17 protein-coding genes and 1 tRNA gene are annotated in these 21513 nt (G+C 60.3%); 8 read left to right on the forward strand and 10 right to left on the reverse strand.

The window, feature by feature from the left end:
- The first annotated feature begins 265 nt into the window (after positions 1-265).
- The 4 genes from CIK76_RS08470 to CIK76_RS08485 are packed head-to-tail and all read left to right on the forward strand — an operon-like array spanning position 266 to position 3938.
- Positions 266-904, forward strand: coding sequence for a flavoprotein (locus tag CIK76_RS08470; protein ID WP_096285377.1), 639 nt, complete (start codon positions 266-268; stop codon positions 902-904).
- Entirely contained in the window at positions 901-1761 is an 861-nt protein-coding gene (locus tag CIK76_RS19060; RefSeq protein WP_141393514.1) for a hypothetical protein, read from the forward strand. Before CIK76_RS08470 ends, CIK76_RS19060 begins: the two co-directional genes overlap by 4 nt.
- Before the next feature lie 9 nt (positions 1762-1770).
- On the forward strand, positions 1771-3000 hold the full coding sequence (locus CIK76_RS08480) for an insulinase family protein (protein ID WP_096285381.1): 1230 nt from the start codon (positions 1771-1773) through the stop codon (positions 2998-3000).
- Between the two features lie 11 nt (positions 3001-3011).
- Positions 3012-3938 (forward strand): hypothetical protein, encoded by a 927-nt coding sequence (locus CIK76_RS08485; RefSeq protein ID WP_096285383.1) that lies wholly within the window; start codon positions 3012-3014, stop codon positions 3936-3938.
- 16 nt (positions 3939-3954) lie between these two features.
- On the opposite strand, the gene CIK76_RS08490 is transcribed toward CIK76_RS08485, so the two are convergent.
- Positions 3955-4629, reverse strand: a complete 675-nt coding sequence (locus CIK76_RS08490; protein ID WP_096285386.1) for a response regulator transcription factor — start codon at positions 4627-4629, stop codon at positions 3955-3957.
- A 95-nt stretch (positions 4630-4724) separates the two neighbouring features.
- Complete coding sequence (locus CIK76_RS08495; protein WP_255248401.1) at positions 4725-5960, reverse strand: histidine kinase; 1236 nt, start codon at positions 5958-5960, stop codon at positions 4725-4727.
- 190 nt (positions 5961-6150) lie between these two features.
- On the opposite strand from CIK76_RS08495, the gene CIK76_RS08500 reads away from it, so the two are divergent.
- Positions 6151-6224, forward strand: a tRNA-Arg gene (locus CIK76_RS08500).
- Between the two features lie 70 nt (positions 6225-6294).
- Here the strand turns inward: CIK76_RS08500 and CIK76_RS08505 are convergent.
- The 6 genes from CIK76_RS08505 to CIK76_RS08530 all read right to left on the reverse strand — a co-directional run bounded on the left by CIK76_RS08505 (position 6295) and on the right by CIK76_RS08530 (position 14548).
- The gene (locus CIK76_RS08505; RefSeq protein ID WP_096285390.1) at positions 6295-7314 is read right to left on the reverse strand and encodes a LacI family DNA-binding transcriptional regulator; all 1020 of its coding nucleotides are present in this window, start codon (positions 7312-7314) and stop codon (positions 6295-6297) included.
- Positions 7315-7396: 82 nt separating this feature from the next.
- A complete protein-coding gene (locus tag CIK76_RS08510) occupies positions 7397-8815 on the reverse strand; it encodes a GH1 family beta-glucosidase (RefSeq protein ID WP_096285392.1) in 1419 nt (472 codons plus the stop codon).
- Positions 8815-9699: a carbohydrate ABC transporter permease gene (locus tag CIK76_RS08515; RefSeq protein ID WP_096285394.1), complete on the reverse strand. Its 885-nt coding sequence runs from the start codon at positions 9697-9699 to the stop codon at positions 8815-8817. The genes CIK76_RS08510 and CIK76_RS08515 overlap by 1 nt, the downstream gene beginning before the upstream one ends.
- On the reverse strand, positions 9692-10852 hold the full coding sequence (locus CIK76_RS08520) for a sugar ABC transporter permease (RefSeq protein ID WP_255248402.1): 1161 nt from the start codon (positions 10850-10852) through the stop codon (positions 9692-9694). The genes CIK76_RS08515 and CIK76_RS08520 overlap by 8 nt, the downstream gene beginning before the upstream one ends.
- Before the next feature lie 59 nt (positions 10853-10911).
- Positions 10912-12243, reverse strand: a complete 1332-nt coding sequence (locus CIK76_RS08525) for an extracellular solute-binding protein (RefSeq protein ID WP_096285396.1) — start codon at positions 12241-12243, stop codon at positions 10912-10914.
- A 376-nt stretch (positions 12244-12619) separates the two neighbouring features.
- The gene (locus CIK76_RS08530) at positions 12620-14548 is read right to left on the reverse strand and encodes an ExeM/NucH family extracellular endonuclease (RefSeq protein ID WP_096285398.1); all 1929 of its coding nucleotides are present in this window, start codon (positions 14546-14548) and stop codon (positions 12620-12622) included.
- Positions 14549-14767: 219 nt separating this feature from the next.
- On the opposite strand from CIK76_RS08530, the gene CIK76_RS08535 reads away from it, so the two are divergent.
- Genes CIK76_RS08535 through CIK76_RS08545 form a run of 3 tightly spaced genes read left to right on the forward strand, consistent with a single transcriptional unit; the run spans position 14768 to position 18654 of the window.
- Positions 14768-15712: an ABC transporter ATP-binding protein gene (locus tag CIK76_RS08535; protein WP_141393515.1), complete on the forward strand. Its 945-nt coding sequence runs from the start codon at positions 14768-14770 to the stop codon at positions 15710-15712.
- A 3-nt stretch (positions 15713-15715) separates the two neighbouring features.
- The gene (locus tag CIK76_RS08540) at positions 15716-18046 is read left to right on the forward strand and encodes a YhgE/Pip domain-containing protein (RefSeq protein ID WP_096285402.1); all 2331 of its coding nucleotides are present in this window, start codon (positions 15716-15718) and stop codon (positions 18044-18046) included.
- Entirely contained in the window at positions 18043-18654 is a 612-nt protein-coding gene (locus CIK76_RS08545; protein WP_096285403.1) for a TetR/AcrR family transcriptional regulator, read from the forward strand. The genes CIK76_RS08540 and CIK76_RS08545 overlap by 4 nt, the downstream gene beginning before the upstream one ends.
- 19 nt (positions 18655-18673) lie before the next feature.
- On the opposite strand, the gene CIK76_RS08550 is transcribed toward CIK76_RS08545, so the two are convergent.
- Together CIK76_RS08550 and CIK76_RS08555 are read right to left on the reverse strand one after the other, a co-directional pair.
- Positions 18674-20335 carry an ABC transporter ATP-binding protein/permease gene (locus CIK76_RS08550; protein ID WP_096285404.1) on the reverse strand — a complete coding sequence of 554 codons (1662 nt, stop codon included), beginning with the start codon at positions 20333-20335 and terminating at the stop codon, positions 18674-18676.
- A gap of 8 nt (positions 20336-20343) precedes the next feature.
- Positions 20344-21498, reverse strand: coding sequence for a DUF1611 domain-containing protein (locus CIK76_RS08555; protein ID WP_255248403.1), 1155 nt, complete (start codon positions 21496-21498; stop codon positions 20344-20346).
- Positions 21499-21513 lie beyond the last annotated feature (15 nt).

A 21513-nucleotide genomic window follows, 5' to 3' on the forward strand; every position in this document is an offset into this window, starting at 1 on the left:
ACATGGACAACAACGCACTCGCACCACAAGCCAACCTCACCGACCTCGCCCAGGCGCACAACACCTTCACCACCGCCGGTGAACTCGGCGCCGACGCCGCCACCGAAGCACCCGCCACCAGCCCGTTCTGCGCTGGCGTGCTCATTGGCGCAACGCTCACGATGGGCTGCTAGTCCCCGTCCTACCCCGGTCAGGCGACGGCCCCAGAGCCGTTATTCGGGCCGTCGCCCAACCGGACCCATCAAGTCCCTCAAAAAGGAACACCATGACCACCGCAGAAAGTAAGGCCGACGCCTCCAAGCTGGATCTCACGCTCGAAGGATTCGGCTACCGAAAAGTCGTGCTGGTCCTTACCGGATCCGCTGCCACTCAAATGATGCCGTTTTGGCTTGAATGGGCCCTAGAAGCTGCCCCCGAAACACAGTTCAGGATCGTCATGCGCGATTCTGCCAGCCGTTTCATCACCCGTCACAGCCTTGAGACTCGGCTACGGGCCCGGATCCAATCCGACCATTGGGACGATGAAATTATCGCGGCCCATATCGATTTGGCCGAGTGGGCGGATCTGATCCTGATCTACCCGGCCACGTTGGACTACACTTCGCGGCTTGCCCACGGCATCAGCGATTCCCCCTCACTGCTTGCGGCGCTGAGCACCCATGCAAGGGTGTGCATAGCGCCGTCGCTTCCTCCACGTGCAATGGAAAACCAACTGGTCAGGGATATTCTGGAGAAGTTGCGCAAACCGAAGAACTTCCTCGTGATCAATCCTGTCCCCGGCCCGAGCGAATCCAGCGCTATTTCCGACGCCTGGGTTCCACCCGCCTTTCCAGCAGTATTGCGCCGCCTCGAGTCGGAACGTCGTTTACTCGTTGATCTTGTTACGGGGGTTGAGCGGCAATGACTACAACCGAAGTGCAACCGCGCAGCACGCCAAGGCGCCGGCTCACGACGGGCCTGCTCGTCACGGAGCTGCATTTGGGGCAGGGCAAAGCCGTGTGGACTCGACGATTGGGTGCCCAGGCACCACTCGATTTCTCCCAGACGCAAAACCCTTCTGCGGAGAATCAGCGGCAACACATTGTGTGGGGAGAGGGAACCGCCACATTTCGCAGCTACGCTACCGCTGCCGGCACAACCGTTGCTGAACAACTCCAGCAACGCTCCCCCAAGGACATGCACCGCATAGGTCTGCTGTGGGGTGAGGCGCTCAATAATCTGCACGCTACCCCCATAACCGGTCAAACAACGCTTCGCGAACCGCGCACGTTGCAACGGGCCGAAGGCTGGCTGAGTGGAAAATGGTTGCCTGCGTTGCACACGTTGGGCCCCATGGCCCTAGGCCAACTGAAGCGGTGGTCGCAGCGAATGCTGGGCACTCAGGATTCGGCGTTGGCGCATGGCTCCCCCGGCATGGCTCATTGGGTGCTCACCGCAAATGGCCGTAGTGGATCGCTGTTGACCGGAGAGGACACTGGACTTGCGGCTCCCGCCTATGACTTCGGATGGGTTCTTGGTGAAATTGCCGAGCTCTATGCCTTCTACCCCGCATTGCGCACAAACCTCGACCCGCTGCGCTTGGGACTGCTGGATACCTATCCCGAGGCCATTGGCGAATCCGGCTTTAGTTTGGCCTGCGCCTACCGGCTGACCCAGCATGCTTACGACTGGCACCACTACGGACATGCCTCGTTGCGCGAAGCCCAACTGCTCTTGGACTTGGCCGTCAACCATCTGTCTACCCAGTACGCGAAACTTTAGGAGAAGGCCTTGCTCACCCGTATCGATGCCAGCACACGGCACATACAATTCCGCTCGCTGAAATCGGGGGCACGCATAGCGGCCGTTCATGCTCCCCAAACGCGCAATGCCTCGGTAGTACTGGGCGTCGCCGCTGGAATGCGTCATGAGCGGGAAGGCGAAGAGGGAATGATGCACCTGCTGGAACACCTAATTTATCAGGACAGTTCCACGATCACCGGAGCGGACCGTGAACTGCAGGTGCTCCACGCCGGCGGGGTCCTCGGCGGTCATACGCATATGGACTACACCGAATTCTATGAAACTGCTCCGGTAAACCAGATTGACGACATGGCTCGGCGGATCGCGGACCAGGTCTTTTACCCAAGGCTCAGAGAAGAACAGATCACCACACAGGTCACTGCCGTGGCCACTGAGCGCGCTAGCCGCCTCGCCTCGGCGCCCGGCGGCGTTCTGCCTTGGCCGCATCTTTCGGCGCACTGCTGGCAAGATCATGCAAATTCCCATGACGGTTCGGGAGACGCCGACCTCCTCGGGCGCGCGACCGGAGGGCGGTTGCGCGAGCTGCACGCACGCCATTACCGCACCTCCAACGCGGTAATGGTCGCTTTCGGGCCCAAAGAACCGGCGGACATGTTGCAGAGTCTGCAAGATGCCCTGCCCACTGAAACCCCCGAGGCCCCGGCGGTGCCGCCCGCGCAGGAGTCCATTTTCCGCACGGCCAGCCGGCGCACCGTAACCGTTCCAGGACTGCAGCGCCCCCGCCTGCTCGTAGCCACCCGCAGTGCGCCGGCACCACGAGTGCATTCCGAAATTTTGGGAGACCTGCTGGCCGCAGCAATGCTGTCCCTGCCTTCAGGATTGGATGCCAGCGCGGGCATGTTTGGCCCAGGCGACCGTGTCCACAACGATCTCTTTGTGTTGGTTGATGACACAAACTCGGGAATCGAACCTGTCGAACGCCTCGCTGCCCTGAGGTTTTGCGATGATGACCTATTGCTGCGTGCCGGCCAGCGAGCACTATTTACCGCCGAAAAACTTGTGCATGACGACCAACGGTTCGCCCGCGCCGTGGCCCGCGATATCTTGCTGCGAGATGCCCCCGGTTTCGCGGCCAGTTTAGTGCAAAAACTACGCGACGGCTTAGGCGATGTGCCCGGCCTGCGCGCTGCGCTCCAAACCTCGGCTAAACGTCTCGCTGCACAGCAGCACCACCATTTGACCCTTGAACCCGCATAGGAGTCCCAGCCGTGAACAGCGCATTCCCTCCCGTCCGATCCATACCAGATGACCGAACGCACTTCACCCTAGTCAGTTTGGCTTGGCGCACCGATCAGCGGCGTTCCTCCGAAGCGGAGCAAACCCTGCGCGCGGTAGCCGACAGAGTCTGCGCCTCGAATTCCGGAACAATTTGGCACGACTGGGCGGTCAGCGCTGGAGCAGTCAATGTGACGGCAGCACTTCCCTTGCGCGGTGCGGAGCGGTGGCTCCAAACCTTCGCCGAGCATGCCCAGCAAATCGACCCGGATTTGGCCGGCGCTCCCGCCCTGGCGCTGGTCGGGCCGCAAGCGCAGCTAGAAAACTTAGCAGCACCCGGTGCAGAACTTTTCGGGCACCTCGAAAGCAAAGACAACCCGGGGCTTTCGGACCGCCTGGAGCGAACGACTACCCAAGGTTATGAACAAATCACGGTTACAGGTGCCGATCCCTCCGCGGCTCTCGGTTCGGCGGCCACTTTTTTGGCCCTTGCCACCTTGTCCGGAGGTCCAGTCGCGCTTTTGCCCAAGGCCACGAAACAGGCCGGGCACGCTGCATTGATAAAAATAATGCGCGTCCTGAAGGACCGCCAGCCTGCGATCATGTGGCAGGTCATTGCTCAGGAGAACCACTCGCTGGGCTCCTTGGAATCAACGCTGGACGCGGTCGCAGATCTTGGCCTGCGGGTGACCCGGGATGAGGAGCTGCTAATCAAGCAGTTCGCGATCGCCAATCTGAATCGTGCCTGGTGCTCACCAGTGGAGTTGGTTCGGGCGCTGGCCCAGTACGAGGTCATGGGTTGGGGTGGCGACTTGATTCTGAATCCCGAGTCGCAGGTGAATGAAGTCGCAAACGCCGACCTCGAATTGGCATTGGAAGGCTTGTTGCGCTCCCCGCGTGCGGTGCTCGGCAAATCCTAAGCTACCGGAGTTGCGCCTAGCGTGCGCGTGACCCCGGCTTCATGTCCAGAAGCCCATGTTCCACGGCCTTGACTAGAATCTGCACGCGGTCCCGCACACCAAATTTCTCCATAACCTTCACGAAGCGAGCTTTGATAGTTGACTCGGTGACAAAAAGTTCCGTGGCCATCTCCTTGTTGCTCATGCCCCGCCCGAGAAGCTTGATGACTTCCAGTTCCTTGTCGGTCAGGGCATCGATCAGTTCTGCATCGGCTTCGACTTCGGCTGGGATTGAGTTCGCCAGCCCGCTGACCACATGTCGAGCCACTTGCGGCGACAGAATGGACTCACCGGCTGCCACTTTATTAATCGCATCGGTGATTTCCTGGGGCTTAGCATCCTTGACGATGTAGCCCGAGGCACCAGCACGCAGCAGGTCCACCACATATCGGTCGGTGGCGAAAGTGCTCAAACCGAGAATCGCGATCTCAGGGTTGCTCTGGTGGATCTGGGCTGTTGCCGCAACGCCGTCCATGACCGGCATTTGCATATCCATCAAGATGACCTCGGGCTGCAACGAGGCCGCCTGGACTACGGCGGATTTCCCATTGGATGCTTCGCCGACGATTTCAATGGTGGGGTCTGAGGAGAGATAATCTCGCAAAATTTCCCGGGTCAAGGCCTCGTCATCCACAAGCAGCACTGTTGTCACTGATAACTCCTCGCTTGGCGGTAGTCCACGCACTTGGTTCTCATGCGCGTACGGTGATAGCGCATCTGGTCACTATTTTTGCATGGTTGCCGTCGTTATCCGGTAGCGGGCAAGCCTTCAAGCGGGATAGTTACGCCGATCGACCAGCGGCCGGTGGAATCGCTGGTCTCCACGGTGCCGCCAAATACCTCGCAGCGTGCGCGCATCGCTTCCAAACCTGTCTGCGACGACATGATGGGAGTGCCCTGTCCAATATCATTTGTCGAGCTGAGCAATACGCGGTCTGGCCGGATACGGAGCTGGAGTTCCACTGCTCCGTCAGGATTCGCGTGCTTGAGGATATTGGTTCCCAGTTCCCGGATGGTTCGCCGAAGGGCTTGGCGCAAACTCGCCGGAATACGCGCTACTTCGCCTTCTAGCGCGAAGGCCACGTCGAATCCGGCCCGTTTGAGCGCTTGCATGACCTTGTCCAAATCATGTACCAGCCCTACCGCGGTAGTGGTCTCCCCGGAAAGTTCATCGGACTCCAAGATCTGTTGGCCTTCTTCTGCTTCCAGCCCCGAGGGACTCTGAAATTCATTTTCGTTGGCTTCCGTTTTCAGCAAGACGACAAGGCTGCGAAGATCCTGCAGGGTTTGCTGCGCGGCATTGCCAATTCCAGCGAGGATTTCCGCAGTCTTCTTCGGGTCGTTGACGAACTCGGCCCGACGGGCTTGCATAGCCATGATCGTGACATCGTGGGCAACAATGTCGTGCAGCTCATGAGCGAGCTGCGTTCGTTCCTCGGAGCGAATTCTCGCCTGCTCGACTTCCAGATCCCTGATTCGTTTGGCGCTCGTTTCATTCTTCCGGCGATAGACATTCAGGCTCAACCCGGCCACGGCCGACATGACGCCGAAACCGCACAGCAACATGACCGCCAGGAGCTCCACCTCCGGCAAGAGTAGATACAGCAGGAACAACATGCCCATGGCTGCGGAGGGAAAAGCGAGTGCCGCCCGCCACGGCAGCAAATAGCAGGAGAGCACAATGACAAATACCGAGGGAAAAACCATGCTGGCCAATAAGACCCCGGGCATACCGACCGCCGCGATAAGCAGCAACCCCACAAACCATGCGGCAATGCTTGGCAGGACCCCAAGCGACAAAGCCGCCAGGGGCAGGTACGGAAAAGCCAGGTACAACACGCCAAGTTCTGCGAGGTAGCCGGCTGTCCCCAGCCACACATCACCCGCGTACATGAACAGCGCAAGCGCCAGCGGGACAAAACGACCGAGGCGCCCGCCAGGTAACGGTTTAATTTCACCAGTCCATGCAGTCCAAGTATTCACACCAGCTATTGTGTCATTTCAGCACTCAAGCACGCTCCACTGGTTGCATACCCAAGGCAGTTTTGACGGACCCAGGCGACATTCACCACGGCCGATGTGAAACGCCACACTTTGGCCTCTCCGGCTTTTGCCCTTCGGATAATCTGGTGTAAAGTCATTGGAGTCGTCAAGGCGAAAAACAACTAAATATGCGCCCATAGCTCAGCTGGATAGAGCGCCTGTCTACGGAACAGGAGGCCGGGGGTTCGAATCCCTCTGGGCGCACAAATTGAAATTCCCACTCTCCGGAGTGGGAATTTTTTGGTTAACTGTTTGCTTAACTCCAAGCACTTATTTAGCCGCCGTGGGACCCGCGCAAAATCAGCTTTGTTGGCATGATGATTCGTTCGGGCACCATTTCACCATTAATGCGCTGCACCACAACCTCCGCCATTTTGGCTCCTTGCTCTTCCGCATTCTGCGCCACGGTAGTCAACGCAGGCGAGGCATTGCGCGCAAATGAATCATCATCGATGGTGGTGATGGCGATGTCTCTGGGCACGGAAAGCCCCGCCTCAGCGATCACCTTCATCGCGCCAAAGGCCATTTGCGCGCTGGCGGCAAACAACGAGTCGATTTTTATGCCGCTGGCCAGCAAATCGCGCATGGCGGTTTCTCCGCTGCCCGGGGTGAAATCGCCCACCGCAACCGCGGCAACGCCAAGACCGGCGGCGTGCACCGCCTGTTCGAAACCCAATTGGCGGTCGAGGGCCGCACCCATGTTCTGCGGTCCCGAGATCGCCGCCGGGTATTTGCGACCCGCTTTGAGCATGGCTTCAGTTGCTTCCCGTGCCGCGGCCGCGTTATCTACGTCAACGACGAACACGTCGCCGTCTTCGTTGCTCATGGGGCGGCCGCCGAAGACCAACGGCAACGCTCCGGCCAGTTCGCTGTATGAGCTGTCATCCGCGTGGTGCGAAAGGATCAACGCCCCATCAACGTTTCCGCCGCGTAGGTAGCGGCTGGTTTTCGCGGGGTCAGACTCGGTGGCGATCAACAGGGACAGCGTAAATTCTGTGGTGCTCAGGTACATCGCAGCTCCCTGTATTACCGCAGCGAAATATGGGTCTGCGAAGAACTTCGCGGTGCTTTCGGGGATGACTAGGGCGATGGAATTGGTACGACCCTGCGCGAGGGAACGGGCCGCCCGATTCGGGACGTAGTTCAGTTCCGCGATGGCCTTTTCCACTGCCCGCACCGCATCGGCCTTGACCTTGTCCGACCCGTTGACCACGCGCGACACCGTGGCTCTGGAAACTCCTGCACGTTCGGCAACGAGTTCCAGCGTCGGCTGTTGTTTGCGTGGTTCGGGCATCGTTACTTCTTTGCGGTAGCTGGGCGGGTCCTTATGACTATCGTGTGGTGCGTGGCGCTTGGCTAAGCGCCACGCACCAGTGCTATGCCATTGTACGGTTGGCGGCAATTAGTCCCGCGTAGGCCCTGCCGCTGTCCTTAACAATGCGTTCCTGTGTTTCATAGTCGACGTAAATGATGCCGAATCGCTTCTGGTAGCCCCAGGCCCATTCGAAATTATCGAGCAAGGACCAGAGGAAGTAGCCACGCACGTCCACTCCGTCCTGGATGGCACCGGCAACAGCATCCAGGTGGCTAAAAACGTATTCACGTCGTTCGACATCGGCCACGACTCCGTCCGCTGACAGTTCGTCGGCATACGAGGCTCCGTTCTCGGTGATGTACAAGGCCGGAAGACCCTCGTACTCGTCCCGTAGCCGGTTCAGCAGTACCCGCAAGCCCTGCGGGTTAACTTCCCAACCCATCGCAGTACGCGGCAGGTCTCGGCTCGGAAAGCTGACATATTCGCTGCCCACAAAAGGCGAGGACTTCGGCGCCTCGGTTGGTACAACCGCCGCCGGCTCGCCTTCGCCAAGCGGATGCCCCGACACGTTGTCATCGTGATAATGGTTCACCCCGAGAAAATCGATGGGCTGATGAATGATCTCTAGGTCCCCTGGCACAATAACCTCGGCCAGCCCTAAACCCTCCACGTCTACGAGCAGGTCTTCGGGATAGGAACCGCGCAGCAAGGGATCCAGGAACATCCGGTTCCACAGCGCATCGATACGACGGGCCGCTTCCAGATCCACCGGGTCGATTGGATCGTTTGGCACCGCGTTGGTCAGATTCAGAGTGATACCAAGCTCTTGGGCGCCGAGTTCACGCAAACGCTGTGTCGCCAGGCCATGTCCCAGATGCTGGTGGTGCACGGCCGCCAAAGCCGCCGCCGGATCTTGGCGTCCCGGTGCATGCTCCCCGGCTGCGTAACCTATCAGCGAGGAACACAGCGGCTCGTTAAAGGTCGTCCAGTGTTTGACTCGGTCCCCGAGCTTTGCATAAACCAGCTCGGCATACTCAGCGAATTTATAGGCGGTGTCACGGTTGGCCCAGCCGCCTTGGGCTTCGAGGGCCTGCGGCAAATCCCAGTGGTACAGCGTCAGCCAGGGCAGAATTCCCTGTTCCAACAGCTCGTCGACAAGCCTCGAATAGAAATCCAGGCCCTCGGGGTTGACGGTGCGCCCGCCGGGAACCACTCGCGCCCAGCTGGTGGAGAAGCGGTAGGAATCAAGGCCGAGCTCACGCATTAACCCGACATCCTCTCGGTACCGGTGGTAGTGGTCTACCGCAGTCTCCAGGTTGTCGCCGCCGGCGATCACCCCCTGCTTGCGCGCGAATGCGTCCCAGACGGAGTCTTCTTTACCGTAGGCGTGGCTGGCGCCTTCGATTTGCGCCGCCGCGGTGGCCGAGCCCCAGAGGAATTCTCTGGGCCAGGCGAAATTCTCAGATAAGTGGGTTGTCATTAGCCCTTTACAGCTCCTGCCATAATTCCGGATACAAGTTGTTTACCCGCCACTATGAAAAGCAGCAGCAGCGGGATGGTTGCCATCAGCGCACCGGACATCACGATCGTGTAGTCCACATAGCGTGCGGATTGCAGCTGGCTCAACGCCACCTGCAAGGTGGGGTTTTGGGGTGCGACCAGCATTGGCCAGAGATAGTCGGTCCATGCGGTCATGAAGGTAAAGAGTGCCAAGATGGCCATCGCCGGTCGGGCCGCGGGAACTCCCACATGCCAGAAGGTACCGATCATGCTGGCGCCGTCGATTCGGGCGGCCTCGATCAATTCATCTGGCACGACGTCCACCAGATACTGGCGCATGAAGAACACTCCGAACGCGGTGACCAGGGTGGGCACCATGACTGCGCCGAGCGATCCGGTCCAGCCAAATTCCTTCATCACCATGAACAACGGGATGATCCCCAGCTGGGTCGGCACCGCCAGGGTAGCGATCACGAAGACCAGCAGCCCCTGGCGTCCGCGGAAGCGCAATTTTGCGAACGCATAACCGGCCAGTGTCGAGAAGGTCACCACCGAGATCGTGATGACCGAGGAGACGAGGATACTGTTTCCCAGTGCGCCCCAGAAATCGATGGTGTTGAAAACTTCGGCGGCATTCGTCCAGAACGAGCCTCCGGGAAGTAGCGGTGGGTACGTCGAGGCGAATACCGCCCCGGTATTCGAACCAATCACCATCGAATACCACAGCGGGTAGGTGCTCCCGAGGAAGAACGCGATCAGCAACCCGTAAGTGAGAAAGCCTGGGCGGCGATCCATGGAGAAGTTTTTGCGTTTGGCTGCAGGTTTCCCGGCTTCCACAGCATTGTCCAAGGCGGTGCTAGTCATGGGAATCCCCCTCCTTCGGGCTCAATGCTGCGTCTGTTAAACTTTCGCCCTTCGAGGCGACTTTGGCTTTTGCCAGCTGCACGGCGTTTCGGTGCGCCAGCCGTTGCGCTCGGCGCCGCTTGCGGCTTCCCCCTTCGCTAGCTGAGGCAATGGAACCGGAAAGAACGAAGTTGATCAGGCCGATCACGATAATGATCAAGAACAGCATCCAGGCGACCGCAGATGCGCGACCGAAGTCGCCGCGGTTGAAGGCCAGATCCCAGAGGTAGAGCACCGTGGTTTGGTATTCACGCTCTGGCCCGCCGGGCACCGAGCTGCTGGCGTTGAACAGTTTCGGTTCGGTGAAGATCTGCAGGCCACCGATGGTCGCGGTGATGATCACGAAGATCATCGTGGGGCGAATGCTTGGCAGGGTGATCGAGAAGAACCGGCGCATCGACCCGGCTCCGTCCAGAGCCGCGGACTCGTGCAGTTCGCGCGGTACGGCCTGCATGGCAGCCAGCAGGATCAGCGCGTTATAACCGGTCCACCGCCAATTCACCATGGTGGCAATGGCTAGGTGCGAGGGAAGCACCTCGCTCTTCCATGCCACCGGATCGATGTGGACCACCTGGAGCAGGTTGTTGATGAGTCCATATTTCTCATCGAAGGCCGAGGAGAAGATCAGCGTCACGGCCACCGGGGTCACCACATAGGGAATCAGCACGCTCATCCGCCAGAACGTCTTGGCTCGAATATTCTGGTCCAGCATGGCTGCGATGAAGGTGGCCACCAGCAGCTGGGGAATCGCCGAGAGCAGGAAGATGCTGAACGTGTTGAACAGCGAATTCCAGAACAGTGGTGAGCTAAGTTCCGCGGCGTAGTTCTCCAGTCCGACCCATTCCCCTGCTCCCCCGAGTAGGTCCCAGTCATTGATTGACACCACGAAGGTGTAGATCAATGGGAACAGTCCCACAAGGGCGAAGAGAATGAAGAAAGGTGAGACGTAAAGATATGGGGAGTATTTGAAATCCAACCGTCCCCAGCGGTGACGCCGGCGCGTTTTCTTCCCGGCTGCCGGATCAACCTTGCGGCGCTTTTCGCCTGGGGGCTGTTCCCCCGGCGGCCCCGAGGCACCTGAGGTGCCCGAAGCGTTGTTGGTCATGATGCTCATTTATCGGATTCTCTTTCCGCATAGGCCGGCCGCATTGCCGGCCGGCCTACAGGTGGTGATTACTTGATGTCCAAGTTCGTCAGCGTCGACATGGCCTCATCCCACGCGGCTTGGCCGTCCTTGCCGCTATCCAACGCGATAGTTGCCGGGCCAAAGACCTGCTCCTGGATGACCGAATCATCTGCCCCCTTGAACTGTGCCTTCACGCCCTCGGCCCGGTTTGCCAGGAGCTGGCCGATGGGAGCATCGTTGAAGAACTTAGTCAGCTCGTTGCTTCCGGTGACCTGTTCGGAACCCTGAGCCTCGAGGTTGCTGGGGAATGTCCCGGCAGTTTCAAAGGCGGCTGCCTGCGACTGCGCATCGGTCAGCCAGGTGGCGAGTTTGGCCGCTTCGGCTGGATTCTTCGAGGTGGCGGGAATGGTCAAGAAGGTTCCGCCCCAGTTTGCCGGACCGCCAGGGAAGACATCTGCAAAGTCCCAACCAGAAGATGCATCTCCACCAGCACCTTCAACCTGTCCCTTGACTACTCCTAACATCCAGCCTGGGCAGGGCATAGTGGCGAAAGAGCCGTCCAGGAAAGCCTGGCCTTTACCCCAGTCCCACTGGGTCTGCCCCGACGAGAGCCCTGCTTCGGTGGCCCCTGCCAGCTGCTTCCAGCGTTCGCTCAATTCTGCGTTGCCCTGGATATTCAGCGAACCATCTGACTTGTAATAGCCCTCATCGAGTTGGTTGACCATGGCATTCCAGACGAACCCGGACTGGTCGAACCAGGCTTTGCCGGTTTTTTCCTCATATTTTTTGCCGGCTGCGAAGTAGTCCTCCCAGCTGGCATCCTCACCACCGATGAGTTCCGCGAATTCGGTGCGATCTGCCGGCATATCTGCCTGTTCTAGCAGCTTGGTGTTGTAGCAGAGTCCTTCTGGACCGATATCCGTGCCGTAGCCGATGATCCGCCCTTCGGCGTCGGTGGCCTGTTCGACCTTCCAATCGACCCACTGTGACTTGAGATCTTCTATGCCGTAGTCGCGCAGGTCGGTGAAGGAATCGGAAACGGCCATTACCTGCCCGAGCCAGCCTTCTTCAACGGCCTGGAGGTCGGGCAGGCCCGCACCCGAGGCTTGTTTAGTCTTCCAATCAACCAGGGCGTTTCCACCGGTATCGATATTCGTCGCCTCGATGCTGACGCCAGGATTTTCCTTTTCGTATTTCTCGTACAGGGCTTCCAGGCCCATGGTGCCGAAAGTGGTCACGGTCAGGGTGACCGGATTATCCACCGAGGCAGGCTCGGCATCGGCCGCGTTATCTGCTCCGCCGCATCCGGTGGCCAGCAGGGCAATGGTGCCGAGCAGGGCTGCCGACTGCGCGAGCTTCGATTTGCGCGAGGTTTTCATGGGGTCTCCAGGTGTGAGTGCGGGTTTCGAGAGACTCGTGCACATTCAAAATGAGAGCGCTCTCAAAATAAAACAAGTGTCCAACTCTTGCGAGTTTCCATCCGTGCCATGAAGTATAAAAGCGCTTGAATCGAACCCGTGTGAGCGCTCTCACAAATCATCTTCCATTATTCTGCCCGATTGCGAGGCGATGTCAAGAACGAATTTGCATCCCACCGCCAGAGCCCGTCACCCCGGACGTTCCATGGTGCCATCGGCCCCAGCAAAGACCACAGGTCAAATTAGGATTTGAAGAACATGGCGGCACGCTGTCGCGAAAATAAATCAGTGCAAAGAGAATCCGGCGAGCCAAGTGGGCCCGCCGGATTTTCAAGGCCTACTTCTTGTTCAGCTGCAGCCCCACGAGCACCGGATCATGATCCGAGGAGCGGAACTGGTCAGGCGAGAACAGCTGGGCGACGTTGTTGTTGTAGCGGCTGTACTCAAAGGCGACCGATTCGGTGGCATTGATGTTCCAAATCGTTTCTCCGGTGACCTTGTCGGCAATTTCGGCCGAACCCAGAACATGGTCAAGCGAACCGGTGCGACCGCCGAAGAGGTAGCTTTGAGTGCTCGCTTCGGCACCCAGATTAACGTAGCCGGCATCGGTCATCACCTTGATGGGATCCTCGGCCGAGTAGGAGTTGAAGTCGCCGGCCAGCAGCACCTTGTCGGTGTTGCGCGAATCCTTCAGCCCTTCGGCGAAACGCACTACCGCGTGAGCCTGCTCCACGCGCGCTGCGTTCCATGCTCCGGCGCCGTCGCCCTGGTCGGCATTGGCCGAACCGTCTTTTGGATCGGACCCCTTGGACTTGAAGTGGTTGGCGACCACGAGGAAGCGAGTCTTCGAATTGCCGCCCACGCGCTGGAATGCCTGGGCCAGTGGATCACGCGCGTTGTCGAAGGCCGCATCGTCCAAGACCACCGACTCGTCGATCAGCTTGACCGCGTCGCGCTGATAGATCATTGCGGTTCGAATGACGTCTTCATCGGCTGGCAGTTCTTCGGGGCTTGGCGCGAAGCTCCAACGCTCCTGCCCTGCCGCCTCATTCAAGGCAGCTACCAGGATCTTCAGCGCCGCGTCGCGGTCCTGAGCGAAGCGGGCGGAGTTCTCGATTTCCTCCAGCACGACGACGTCGGCATCAAATTTGTTCAGCGCCGTGACGATCTTGGACTGCTGGCGCTCGAGGCTTTCGGCGCTGGCCGCACCGCGAGCATCGCAGCCGCTTCGTACCGAAATCGGGTTTCCTTCGCGATCGGTATAGTAATTGCACCCATCAAGCTGGTCGCCGGTGGTGGTGAAGTAGTTCAGCACGTTGAAGCTGCCCACGCTCACGTTGCCGCCGACGGCTGCCGGGGCATCCTGCGTGACCTGCTCAAAACTCACCGGGATATCCGGGTCCTCGGCACCGACAATTTGCCCCTGCGGCTGCAGGCGCCACAAATCATAGCGGTAATCCATGATTACCGGGCCGGTGAAGCTCACCTGCCTGCCCACGGTGACATGCTGATCCGCGGAGATATACGGCAGCTCGACGAGCTTGTTCGCCTTCGCCCCCAGGAAATTCAATGTGGCCCCGTCATCCAAGACCAGCTCACGGGCCTGGTTCTCGGCCTCCAGCGCCTGGGCTTCGTCGCTTCCAGGAGCGAAGACGTCGGTGGCCTGGCGCAAGGTGCGCTCGCCCTCGATAATTGAGCTGGTTCCCTCGGCAAGGGTTACTTCACCGTACTGGTTCAGCCGGTAGTTATCGGCCACGGTCCATTGCCCCTGCGGGTCGATCAACATCCCCTCGAAACGCTCGCGCTCGGCATCGGCTGCCGGGATGTCGATGGCCAAAGGCTTGATGGCTTCGGCTGGTTCGACCAGCACCTCGACCGCTTGGTCCGAGGCACTGATTTGGGTCATGCCGTAGTATTCGCTGACCTCGCCGGAGACCTGAACGTGATCACCTACGGCTACCTTGCCCACGCCGCCGGGAGAATATACGAAGATTGCAGAGCTTCCGGCCGGGGAAATTTCGCTTCCCGAGCCTGCAGTTTGCACATAGAAACCGCGAATGCCGCCTTCGGGGTAGGCGCCGGTTACTACTCCTCGGACGTTGACCTGCTGGCCAGCCATGCCGGTAGCATCTTCGGTGCCCTGGATTTCTTCGATGGACGTCAACTCGACTTCGGGCTCGACGGCGGAGGCTGGAGCCATCGTTCCGGTCACCAGCGCGGCACCCAAACAGGTAGCCGCGAACGCTGTTGTAGCGCGCTTCTTCATGGATTGTCCTAATTCGTTGTAAGTACCGCAGCGCGGTAGCGCGCGGTCGACCCGCAAACGATTCAATCAGCCAGTTATGAACTCTTGGTGAATTCATAAACAGCGACCGGTTGTTGGTCCACGAACTATCCAAGTCCATGAGCCACGTCACGTCCAGAGGTGAGCAAAGAAACTAGCACACTAATTGAACTGACCGGTCAGTTCAATTAGTGTGGAAGTGTGTTAATTGCTAATTCAATGAGCTTCCAAGGGCGCCACAGCCAACTTGTCGATGCCACCTCGCTGACAGCCAACCGCGGTTCGCTGCTGCTCGTCGTCGCAGACTCGCAGAGCGCGCGCACCGCCACCGCGTTGATGCTCTCCGGCCGCATGAAGCCCAGCGCAGGTGAGTTGAGTTGGGATGGCGCTTCGCGACTCAAGGAAATACGCTCACACAGCGCGCTACTCGACGCACCCCAGATCAATGAACCAGAGGCCCATCTGAAGGTTCGCGATGTTGTCAGCGAAGACCTCTCCTTGGTGCCTGCACCCCTTTGGCGCCGCGCCCGGAGCAAGAAATGGTTGGCTCGGCATGGTTTCGAAGACATCGCCAGCAGCTGGATCGACGCGGTCGATGCGCTGACTCGCATCAACTTGCTCACGCGCTTGGCATTAGAGAACCATGACGTTGATGCCCTGGTCTTCGACTCCCCCGACCGCCATGGCATCGAAGAAACCAGCTGGTTGGAAACCCTCGAGCGGTTTACCCGAACTCGCCGGAACCTCGCGGTTATTGCCGTGGTCTCACGCATTCCAGATTGCTGGGATGGGCCGGTGGCCGTCATCGGGCAAACCCAAGACATGCCAGAAAACGCTTCGTTTACCGACGAAGTTCCACAGCTGGATTCAGCACTACCGGTGCACGATTCCGCTACCGGGTCTGAGGCTGAAGACGCGGAAACTAGCCGGGCGCCGCTCGCGCAGCACCCTGAACCCAACACCGAGATGGCGGAACTGCCGGCGGCAGACCCGGCGGAAAATACTTCGAACGAATCCTCTTCCGACGAAGCTCCGGCCGAGCAAGGCCAAGCCCCGGAGGGGGAAACCGTGGCCGCCGAAGCGCGAGTAGCTCTGCCTTCCCAGGAAGCCGAGCTTCCACTTGAACCACCCACGACTAAGGACTAACTCATGACGACTCTGGGCCTAGCTCTCTCCGAGCTCAAGCGCATGACCCGTGGAACCTTGCCAAAGCTGGCACTGATCGCGGTCACCTGCGTACCGCTGCTCTACGGAGCCCTCTACCTCTATGGCAATTGGGATCCGCAGTCGAATCTGGATGGCGTCAAAACAGCTCTGGTGAACCTCGATGAAGGCGCCGAACGCGAGGGTGAAGCCACAAATGTCGGCGACGAAGTTGTTGATTCCCTGCTCGAAGACTCCACCTTCGGCTGGGAGGTAGTCGACTCGCAAGAAGCCGCCTTGGACGGAGTTGCGCACGGTGACTACGCATTCGCGATGACCATTCCGAAAGACTTTTCCGCCTCGTTGACTTCCCCGGCGGAGCTGAAAAGCGCGAATGCGGCAAATCTGGAGCTAACTACCAATGACGCCAATAATTTCATGGCTGGCAATTTCGCAAAGACCCTGGCCAATGAAGTGCGTGATTCGGTCTCCAAAGAAGTCGGCACCGAAACCGCCGAAGGGATGATTGCCGGCTTTGTCGACATCCACGATTCGATGGACGAGGCGGCCGATGGCGCGAAGAAACTCTACGACGGCACGATTTCTCTTTCGGATGGGGTCCTCACCCTCCAAGACGGCACCACGCAGCTCGTGACCGGCGGCGCCGAACTTGAAGCTGGCGCACAAACCCTGCATGACGGCACCGGCCAGCTATCCGGCGGCCTCAAGAAACTCGTTGACGGGCAAGGCAAGCTCGTAGCTGGCACAGATGACTTGGCCAGTGGCAGCGCCGAGCTCAATTCCGGGGCGAAAACGCTCAGCAGCGGGCTAGACACCCTGGAGTCAAAGACGGCCCCCCTGCCCAGCTCGGTTTCCAAGCTCAACGACGGAGCCCAACAGGCCGCTGCCTCGGCAGATCAACTAGCCGCCGGATCGCGTCAGGTAGCCAATGGAAACGCCGAGCTCAGCGCCACGGCCGACGAGGCAATTGCGGTCATCCGGGATCTGCAGGCGGATGCCGAATTCCGGCTGGACCAGGTGCAGCAAAACACCAACGCGTTCCTTGCACGGCAGGTCGAATCCGGAACGCTCACCCAGGAACAGGCTGAGCAAATCAACGCACAGCTGCAATCCACCGTGGAAAACTCCACGCTCACCGAGCAGTTGAACTCCAAGGTCAAAGACGTCAACGTGAAACTCACCTCGGCGCAAAACGACCTGGATAAACTCGCCGAAGGCTCCGAACAGGTTGCCGACGGCAATAAGCAGCTGGCCACCGGACTGCACACCCTGGCCCAAGGCACCGACAAGCTCAACGATGCCGTTCCCGCCCTTGCCGATGGCATCTCATCCGCCGCGAACGGCGGCAGCAAACTCGCCGACGGAGCCGCAAAGCTCGCTTCGGGAAGCTCCACCCTTGCAGAAGGCCAGAAATCCGCACTGGCAGGTACCAAAGACGCGGCCCAAGGCAGCAATAAACTCGATGCCGGAGCCAAGGACCTGGCAGCCGGAACCACCACCTTGCACGATTCACTGGTCACGCTGGACCAAGGAGTCGGCGAACTCGGCGATGGCGCAAGCGAATTGCAAGACGGCTCGGGCGATCTTTCCGAAGGCCTGGACAGCGGTGTGGGCCAGGTGCCGAACCCCGACTCGCCAACTTCCGCACAGCTAGCCGACGTGATCGGTGACCCGCTGCGGGTGAACTCCCATGCGCAATCCGAGGCCAGTGCCTATGGTGCGGGACTCGCACCGTTCTTCATGACCCTCGCTACCTGGATCGGCACCTTCATCCTCACCCAGGTGATGCGCCCGGTCAACAACCGTGCGTTGGCTTCCAACGGCAGCAGCTGGAAGATCGCGTTGGGCGCGTGGCTTCCCTTTGCTTTCATTTCACTCATCCAGTGCACCGCGCTGTACGCGGTGGTGGTGTTCGCCGTCGGGCTGGAACCCGCACACCCATGGTTGACCTTGGGCTTGTTCCTACTCGCCGCACTATGCTTCAGCGCATTGATCCAGGGAATCTGCGCCTTGCTGGGTGCCGCAGGTAAGTTTGTGGTGCTATTGCTGATGGTCCTGCAGCTGGTGACCGCTGGCGGCACCTTCCCTTGGGAAACGTTGCCGGCACCATTGCAGATATTGCACCAGGTTCTGCCGATGAGCAATGTCGTGGTGGCATTGCGACATGTGATGTATGGTGCAGACTTGGGAATGCTCGTCGCCACCATCCTCCCAGTCATCGGTTACACGCTGCTGGGTCTGCTGCTGAGCTTCCTGGCGGTGCGCAAGCACAAGACCTGGACTTTGAAGACGCTACAACCGGAGCTGACGGTATGACTACACCACCAAGCGCGCGGCCCCGTGTGCGGGCCACCGCCTCCAAGAAGCGTCTGTTCGCGGCCTCGATGCAGCTGCTCGGCGCCCGCGGCCCCAACGCCGTATCGGTGGACGAGATCGCGCAAATGGCAGGTGTCTCCAAGGGAACCGTGTATTACAACTTTGGTTCCAAGGACGAGATGATCGGCCAGGTTCTGGAATTCGGTGCCGATATGCTGGTCGCCGAGCTGGATCAGGCCGCGGCGAATCCCAAGCCCCGCGAGGCTTTGCGGGCAATGGCCACTATCGCCGTTGAATTCGTCGAGAAATACCCGTCATTCGCGCAAATCTGGATCAGCGAGCAGCTGCGGCCCGAAAGCGACTGGGGCGACCAAATTACCCCGGTGTATTCACGGGTCACCTCGACCCTCGTTGAAGTCTTGGATCGCCTGGTCATCTTGGCTCCCGAGGAAAAGCAGCCAGCGGCGACGGCGATCTTCGGCGCGGCCTTGTTCTCCGCACGTATGCGCACCGTTTCTGACAACGTAGCCGACCGCGAAACCACCCTCAACGCGGTGCTGTACAGCGTTGACGGTTTGCTTGCCACCCACCAGCATGTGGCGTCCTAGGCGAGCATCCTCGGCTTGGCTATTCCGCGTCTTCCAGCGGGGCCGGGTTCTCGGCATGGGCTCCGACGCGCAGCGGTGCCTGCCACGTGCCGGTTGCTTCGAGCCCCGGAATTTCTCCTTGGAAAATCACCACTCCGGGATATTCGTTGAGTTTTCGAATCACCGCTTCGCGGGCGGCGCTCGGCAGGCGGTTGAGCACCGGGTCGAGGATCAATACCGGCGGCTGTCTCAGCAGGGCGCGTGCCATGATCAGGCAGGCGCGCTGTGCGGAGTCCAGAGGTTCTCCCCCACGACGCAACATGGTGCGCTCCGCGGCGGGGAGCGGGCCGAGCTCTAGCCCGCAGTCGGCGGCCACGCGCAGCGCGCGTTTCACCGAAGACCCCGGATGCCGGTAGGTCAGCGCACGGATGATGGTGCCCCGTTCGGGAACCATGGAACTCAACGCTGCGCCTATCAGCTTACGTCGTTCGGTAGCCGGAAGGTCCTCGCTGCGCCCCTCGGCGATCCACAACCCACCGAGCGAATCGCCGTGAGCGGAGATCCTGCCGGTGGCCAAAGATTCGAGCAGCGCTCCGGATTCTGCCCCGGGCCCCACCACCTGGATCCGTTGCCCTGCGTGCGCTCGAAGCACCGGCCAGTTCTCCAAGCCCGGTGCCGTGGGACGGATCCGCACGGTGATTTCTTTGCGGTTCAGGTCCTTCAACTCTCGGGTGGAGATCATTTTCTGCTCCGCGATGCTCCAGGATTTCACTGCGTGCAGCAGCGGAGCAATAATCCGTCGGCCGGCTCGATAGTTTTGCCGGTACTCAACAATTCGCCCCCATTCGCCCATGGTCCCGGCACAGATCCCCATCAACGTCAAGGCGCTGGCCAAGGTCCCCGCGCCAAGGCCCGCCCAGGAACCGGCAGCCACCACCAGCGCGGTGCCCAACAACGGCACCGTCAGCGATCCGGCCCGCAAGGCGCCGGCATACTTTGCGCGATCCACGGCGGCCTGAACGACTTTCTGCGAGCTTCGGTCGACTCGTTCGACCTCGCGGCGCACGCCTCCGGCCGCGGCGATGGTGGTGGCCGCGGTGACCGTGTCGGCGATCCGTGCCGCAAGATTCCCCCGGTGCCTGCGCAGCACGCGCGCGGTGCGCAAGGCACCTCGGGCCAAGAACGCGAGCAACCCAACTTCCAGCAGGACCGGAACTACCAGCGCCGCAGCCAGCAATGGGTGCAGAGCTCCCAACCCGAGCGCGGCGAAAACGATCAGCGGGATGCCCGCGAGCAAGGGCACGATTCCTTGGGTGACCCAATTGCGGATGGAAGACAGGTCATTGCTTGATCGCGCCACGGTGATCCCCACCGAGGGTCCCCGGCGAGCTTTGAGGGCATGCGATATCAATGATCCGCGCAGCTGAGCCACATAGTGCTGGCCAAGCCTTTCGGCCAGCACCCGTTCGATAAACTTCGCACAGAAAAACGCCAGGGACAGGACGATAACCCAGGTCAGCGCTCCGAGGCCGAAGGCCGTTGCCAACTGGCCTACCTGCCAAGCGATGGCGATGGACAGCGCCCCCACGCCCAGCGCCAGCGCCAGCAGGGCAGCCAGCAGCCCGCGTCGCCCCGGCGCCAGCAACGCCGGGAGCGAAGGTTCCTTGATAGTGGGTGGATCTACAGGCTGCGAGCCGGTCATCGGGCCTCCTAGCGTGTCGGCAGCAGTGCGCTGGCCACCTGTGGGTCGCACAGGTCATAAGTGTCGATGATTTCGGTGTCCATGTGGGATCGCGCTTCCGAGGCCGCCAGCGGGGATGCGGTGAGCACCCCGGAAACCGCGGCGAGGTCGAGTCCTGCGTCCAGGAGAATTTTTTCTCCCGCCTTTGCCCCGAGCGCATCCTGGGCGCTGAACAGCACACGGTCGACGTGTTCCTTGAATACCGGGTCCCGGAGCAGTCGCGAGGTCTCGCCCTGGAACAAGCCGTCGGCGATCTCGATGATGACCGCGTCGGCGCCGGAGGCGCTCTGCTCATTGATCATCGAGACCAGCAGCGCGCGAACGGTTTCATAGTCCAACCGGTAGGTGGTGGGGTAACCGAAATCGGTGAAGTCGCAGACGCTGAAGGCACCGGCGTCGGTGAACAGGTTCGGGTCGTTCCCCGCACCGGTTCCGGTCGCCTTACCTGCGGCGACCCGCAGTCCCGCGTTGCTCAACCCATTGACCAGGCAACCGAGGGTGGTGGATTTTCCGGAGTTCATCGAGGTTCCGAGCACCGCGATCACCGGTGGACGCTGGCCTGCGATGCGGGAGGTGACATTAACCGAAGGGTTCTGGACGCTTAGCGGGGCGAAGTCGCTGAGCGTGACGACCATGCCGCCGCGCATCAGCAGACCGACCGGTTCAATTTCGGTGGCCTTGTCAATCGAGGCGTGCTGTTGCTCCACGCGCGAGGCCAGCCCGCCACCGGCGACCAGCTCGCATGGCCCAAGATCGGTTGGTACGTGGGAAAGGAACTGGTCCGGTGCGTAGCGGTGGCCGTAGGCCACCATGATTTCCTGGCCGACAAAGAGCTTTTGGCGGCGCGCGTGCGGCGACTGCAGGCCCTTGTGCTTGCCCAGCTCGGAAACCTTGGCGATCACCACATCACCGGAGCGCGGAGCCATGCCCGAGCTGGAGACAATCTGGAAGTCCTGTGGATTGCGGGAGAGTTCGGCTGCGACAAAGCGCGTGGTGTAGGCCGCCTTGATGGTGCTGGCGCGGAGGGCGTCGATCGCAATCCGGGCTTCTTTGATGGTGCAGGTTTCGGTGCTTTCGTTCGGGATGATCTCTGCAATGATGCCCATGGCTTCGGCCTTTCTCACTTCGGTTCCCGCAGA

Source organism: Glutamicibacter sp. BW80, from assembly GCF_002332385.1.
Classification (GTDB): domain Bacteria; phylum Actinomycetota; class Actinomycetes; order Actinomycetales; family Micrococcaceae; genus Glutamicibacter.

What these genes read in the sequence shown, in the direction of transcription:
- CIK76_RS19060 (WP_141393514.1), top strand. Translation starts at nt 901, where the DNA reads ATGACTACAACCGAAGTGCAACCGCGCAGCACGCCAAGGCGCCGGCTC.
- CIK76_RS08525 (WP_096285396.1), bottom strand. Translation starts at nt 12,243, where the DNA reads ATGAAAACCTCGCGCAAATCGAAGCTCGCGCAGTCGGCAGCCCTGCTC.
- CIK76_RS08515 (WP_096285394.1), bottom strand. Translation starts at nt 9,699, where the DNA reads ATGACTAGCACCGCCTTGGACAATGCTGTGGAAGCCGGGAAACCTGCA.
- CIK76_RS08540 (WP_096285402.1), top strand. Translation starts at nt 15,716, where the DNA reads ATGACGACTCTGGGCCTAGCTCTCTCCGAGCTCAAGCGCATGACCCGT.
- CIK76_RS08510 (WP_096285392.1), bottom strand. Translation starts at nt 8,815, where the DNA reads ATGACAACCCACTTATCTGAGAATTTCGCCTGGCCCAGAGAATTCCTC.
- CIK76_RS08505 (WP_096285390.1), bottom strand. Translation starts at nt 7,314, where the DNA reads ATGCCCGAACCACGCAAACAACAGCCGACGCTGGAACTCGTTGCCGAA.
- CIK76_RS08470 (WP_096285377.1), top strand. Translation starts at nt 266, where the DNA reads ATGACCACCGCAGAAAGTAAGGCCGACGCCTCCAAGCTGGATCTCACG.
- CIK76_RS08520 (WP_255248402.1), bottom strand. Translation starts at nt 10,852, where the DNA reads ATGAGCATCATGACCAACAACGCTTCGGGCACCTCAGGTGCCTCGGGG.
- CIK76_RS08550 (WP_096285404.1), bottom strand. Translation starts at nt 20,335, where the DNA reads ATGACCGGCTCGCAGCCTGTAGATCCACCCACTATCAAGGAACCTTCG.
- CIK76_RS08530 (WP_096285398.1), bottom strand. Translation starts at nt 14,548, where the DNA reads ATGAAGAAGCGCGCTACAACAGCGTTCGCGGCTACCTGTTTGGGTGCC.
- CIK76_RS08545 (WP_096285403.1), top strand. Translation starts at nt 18,043, where the DNA reads ATGACTACACCACCAAGCGCGCGGCCCCGTGTGCGGGCCACCGCCTCC.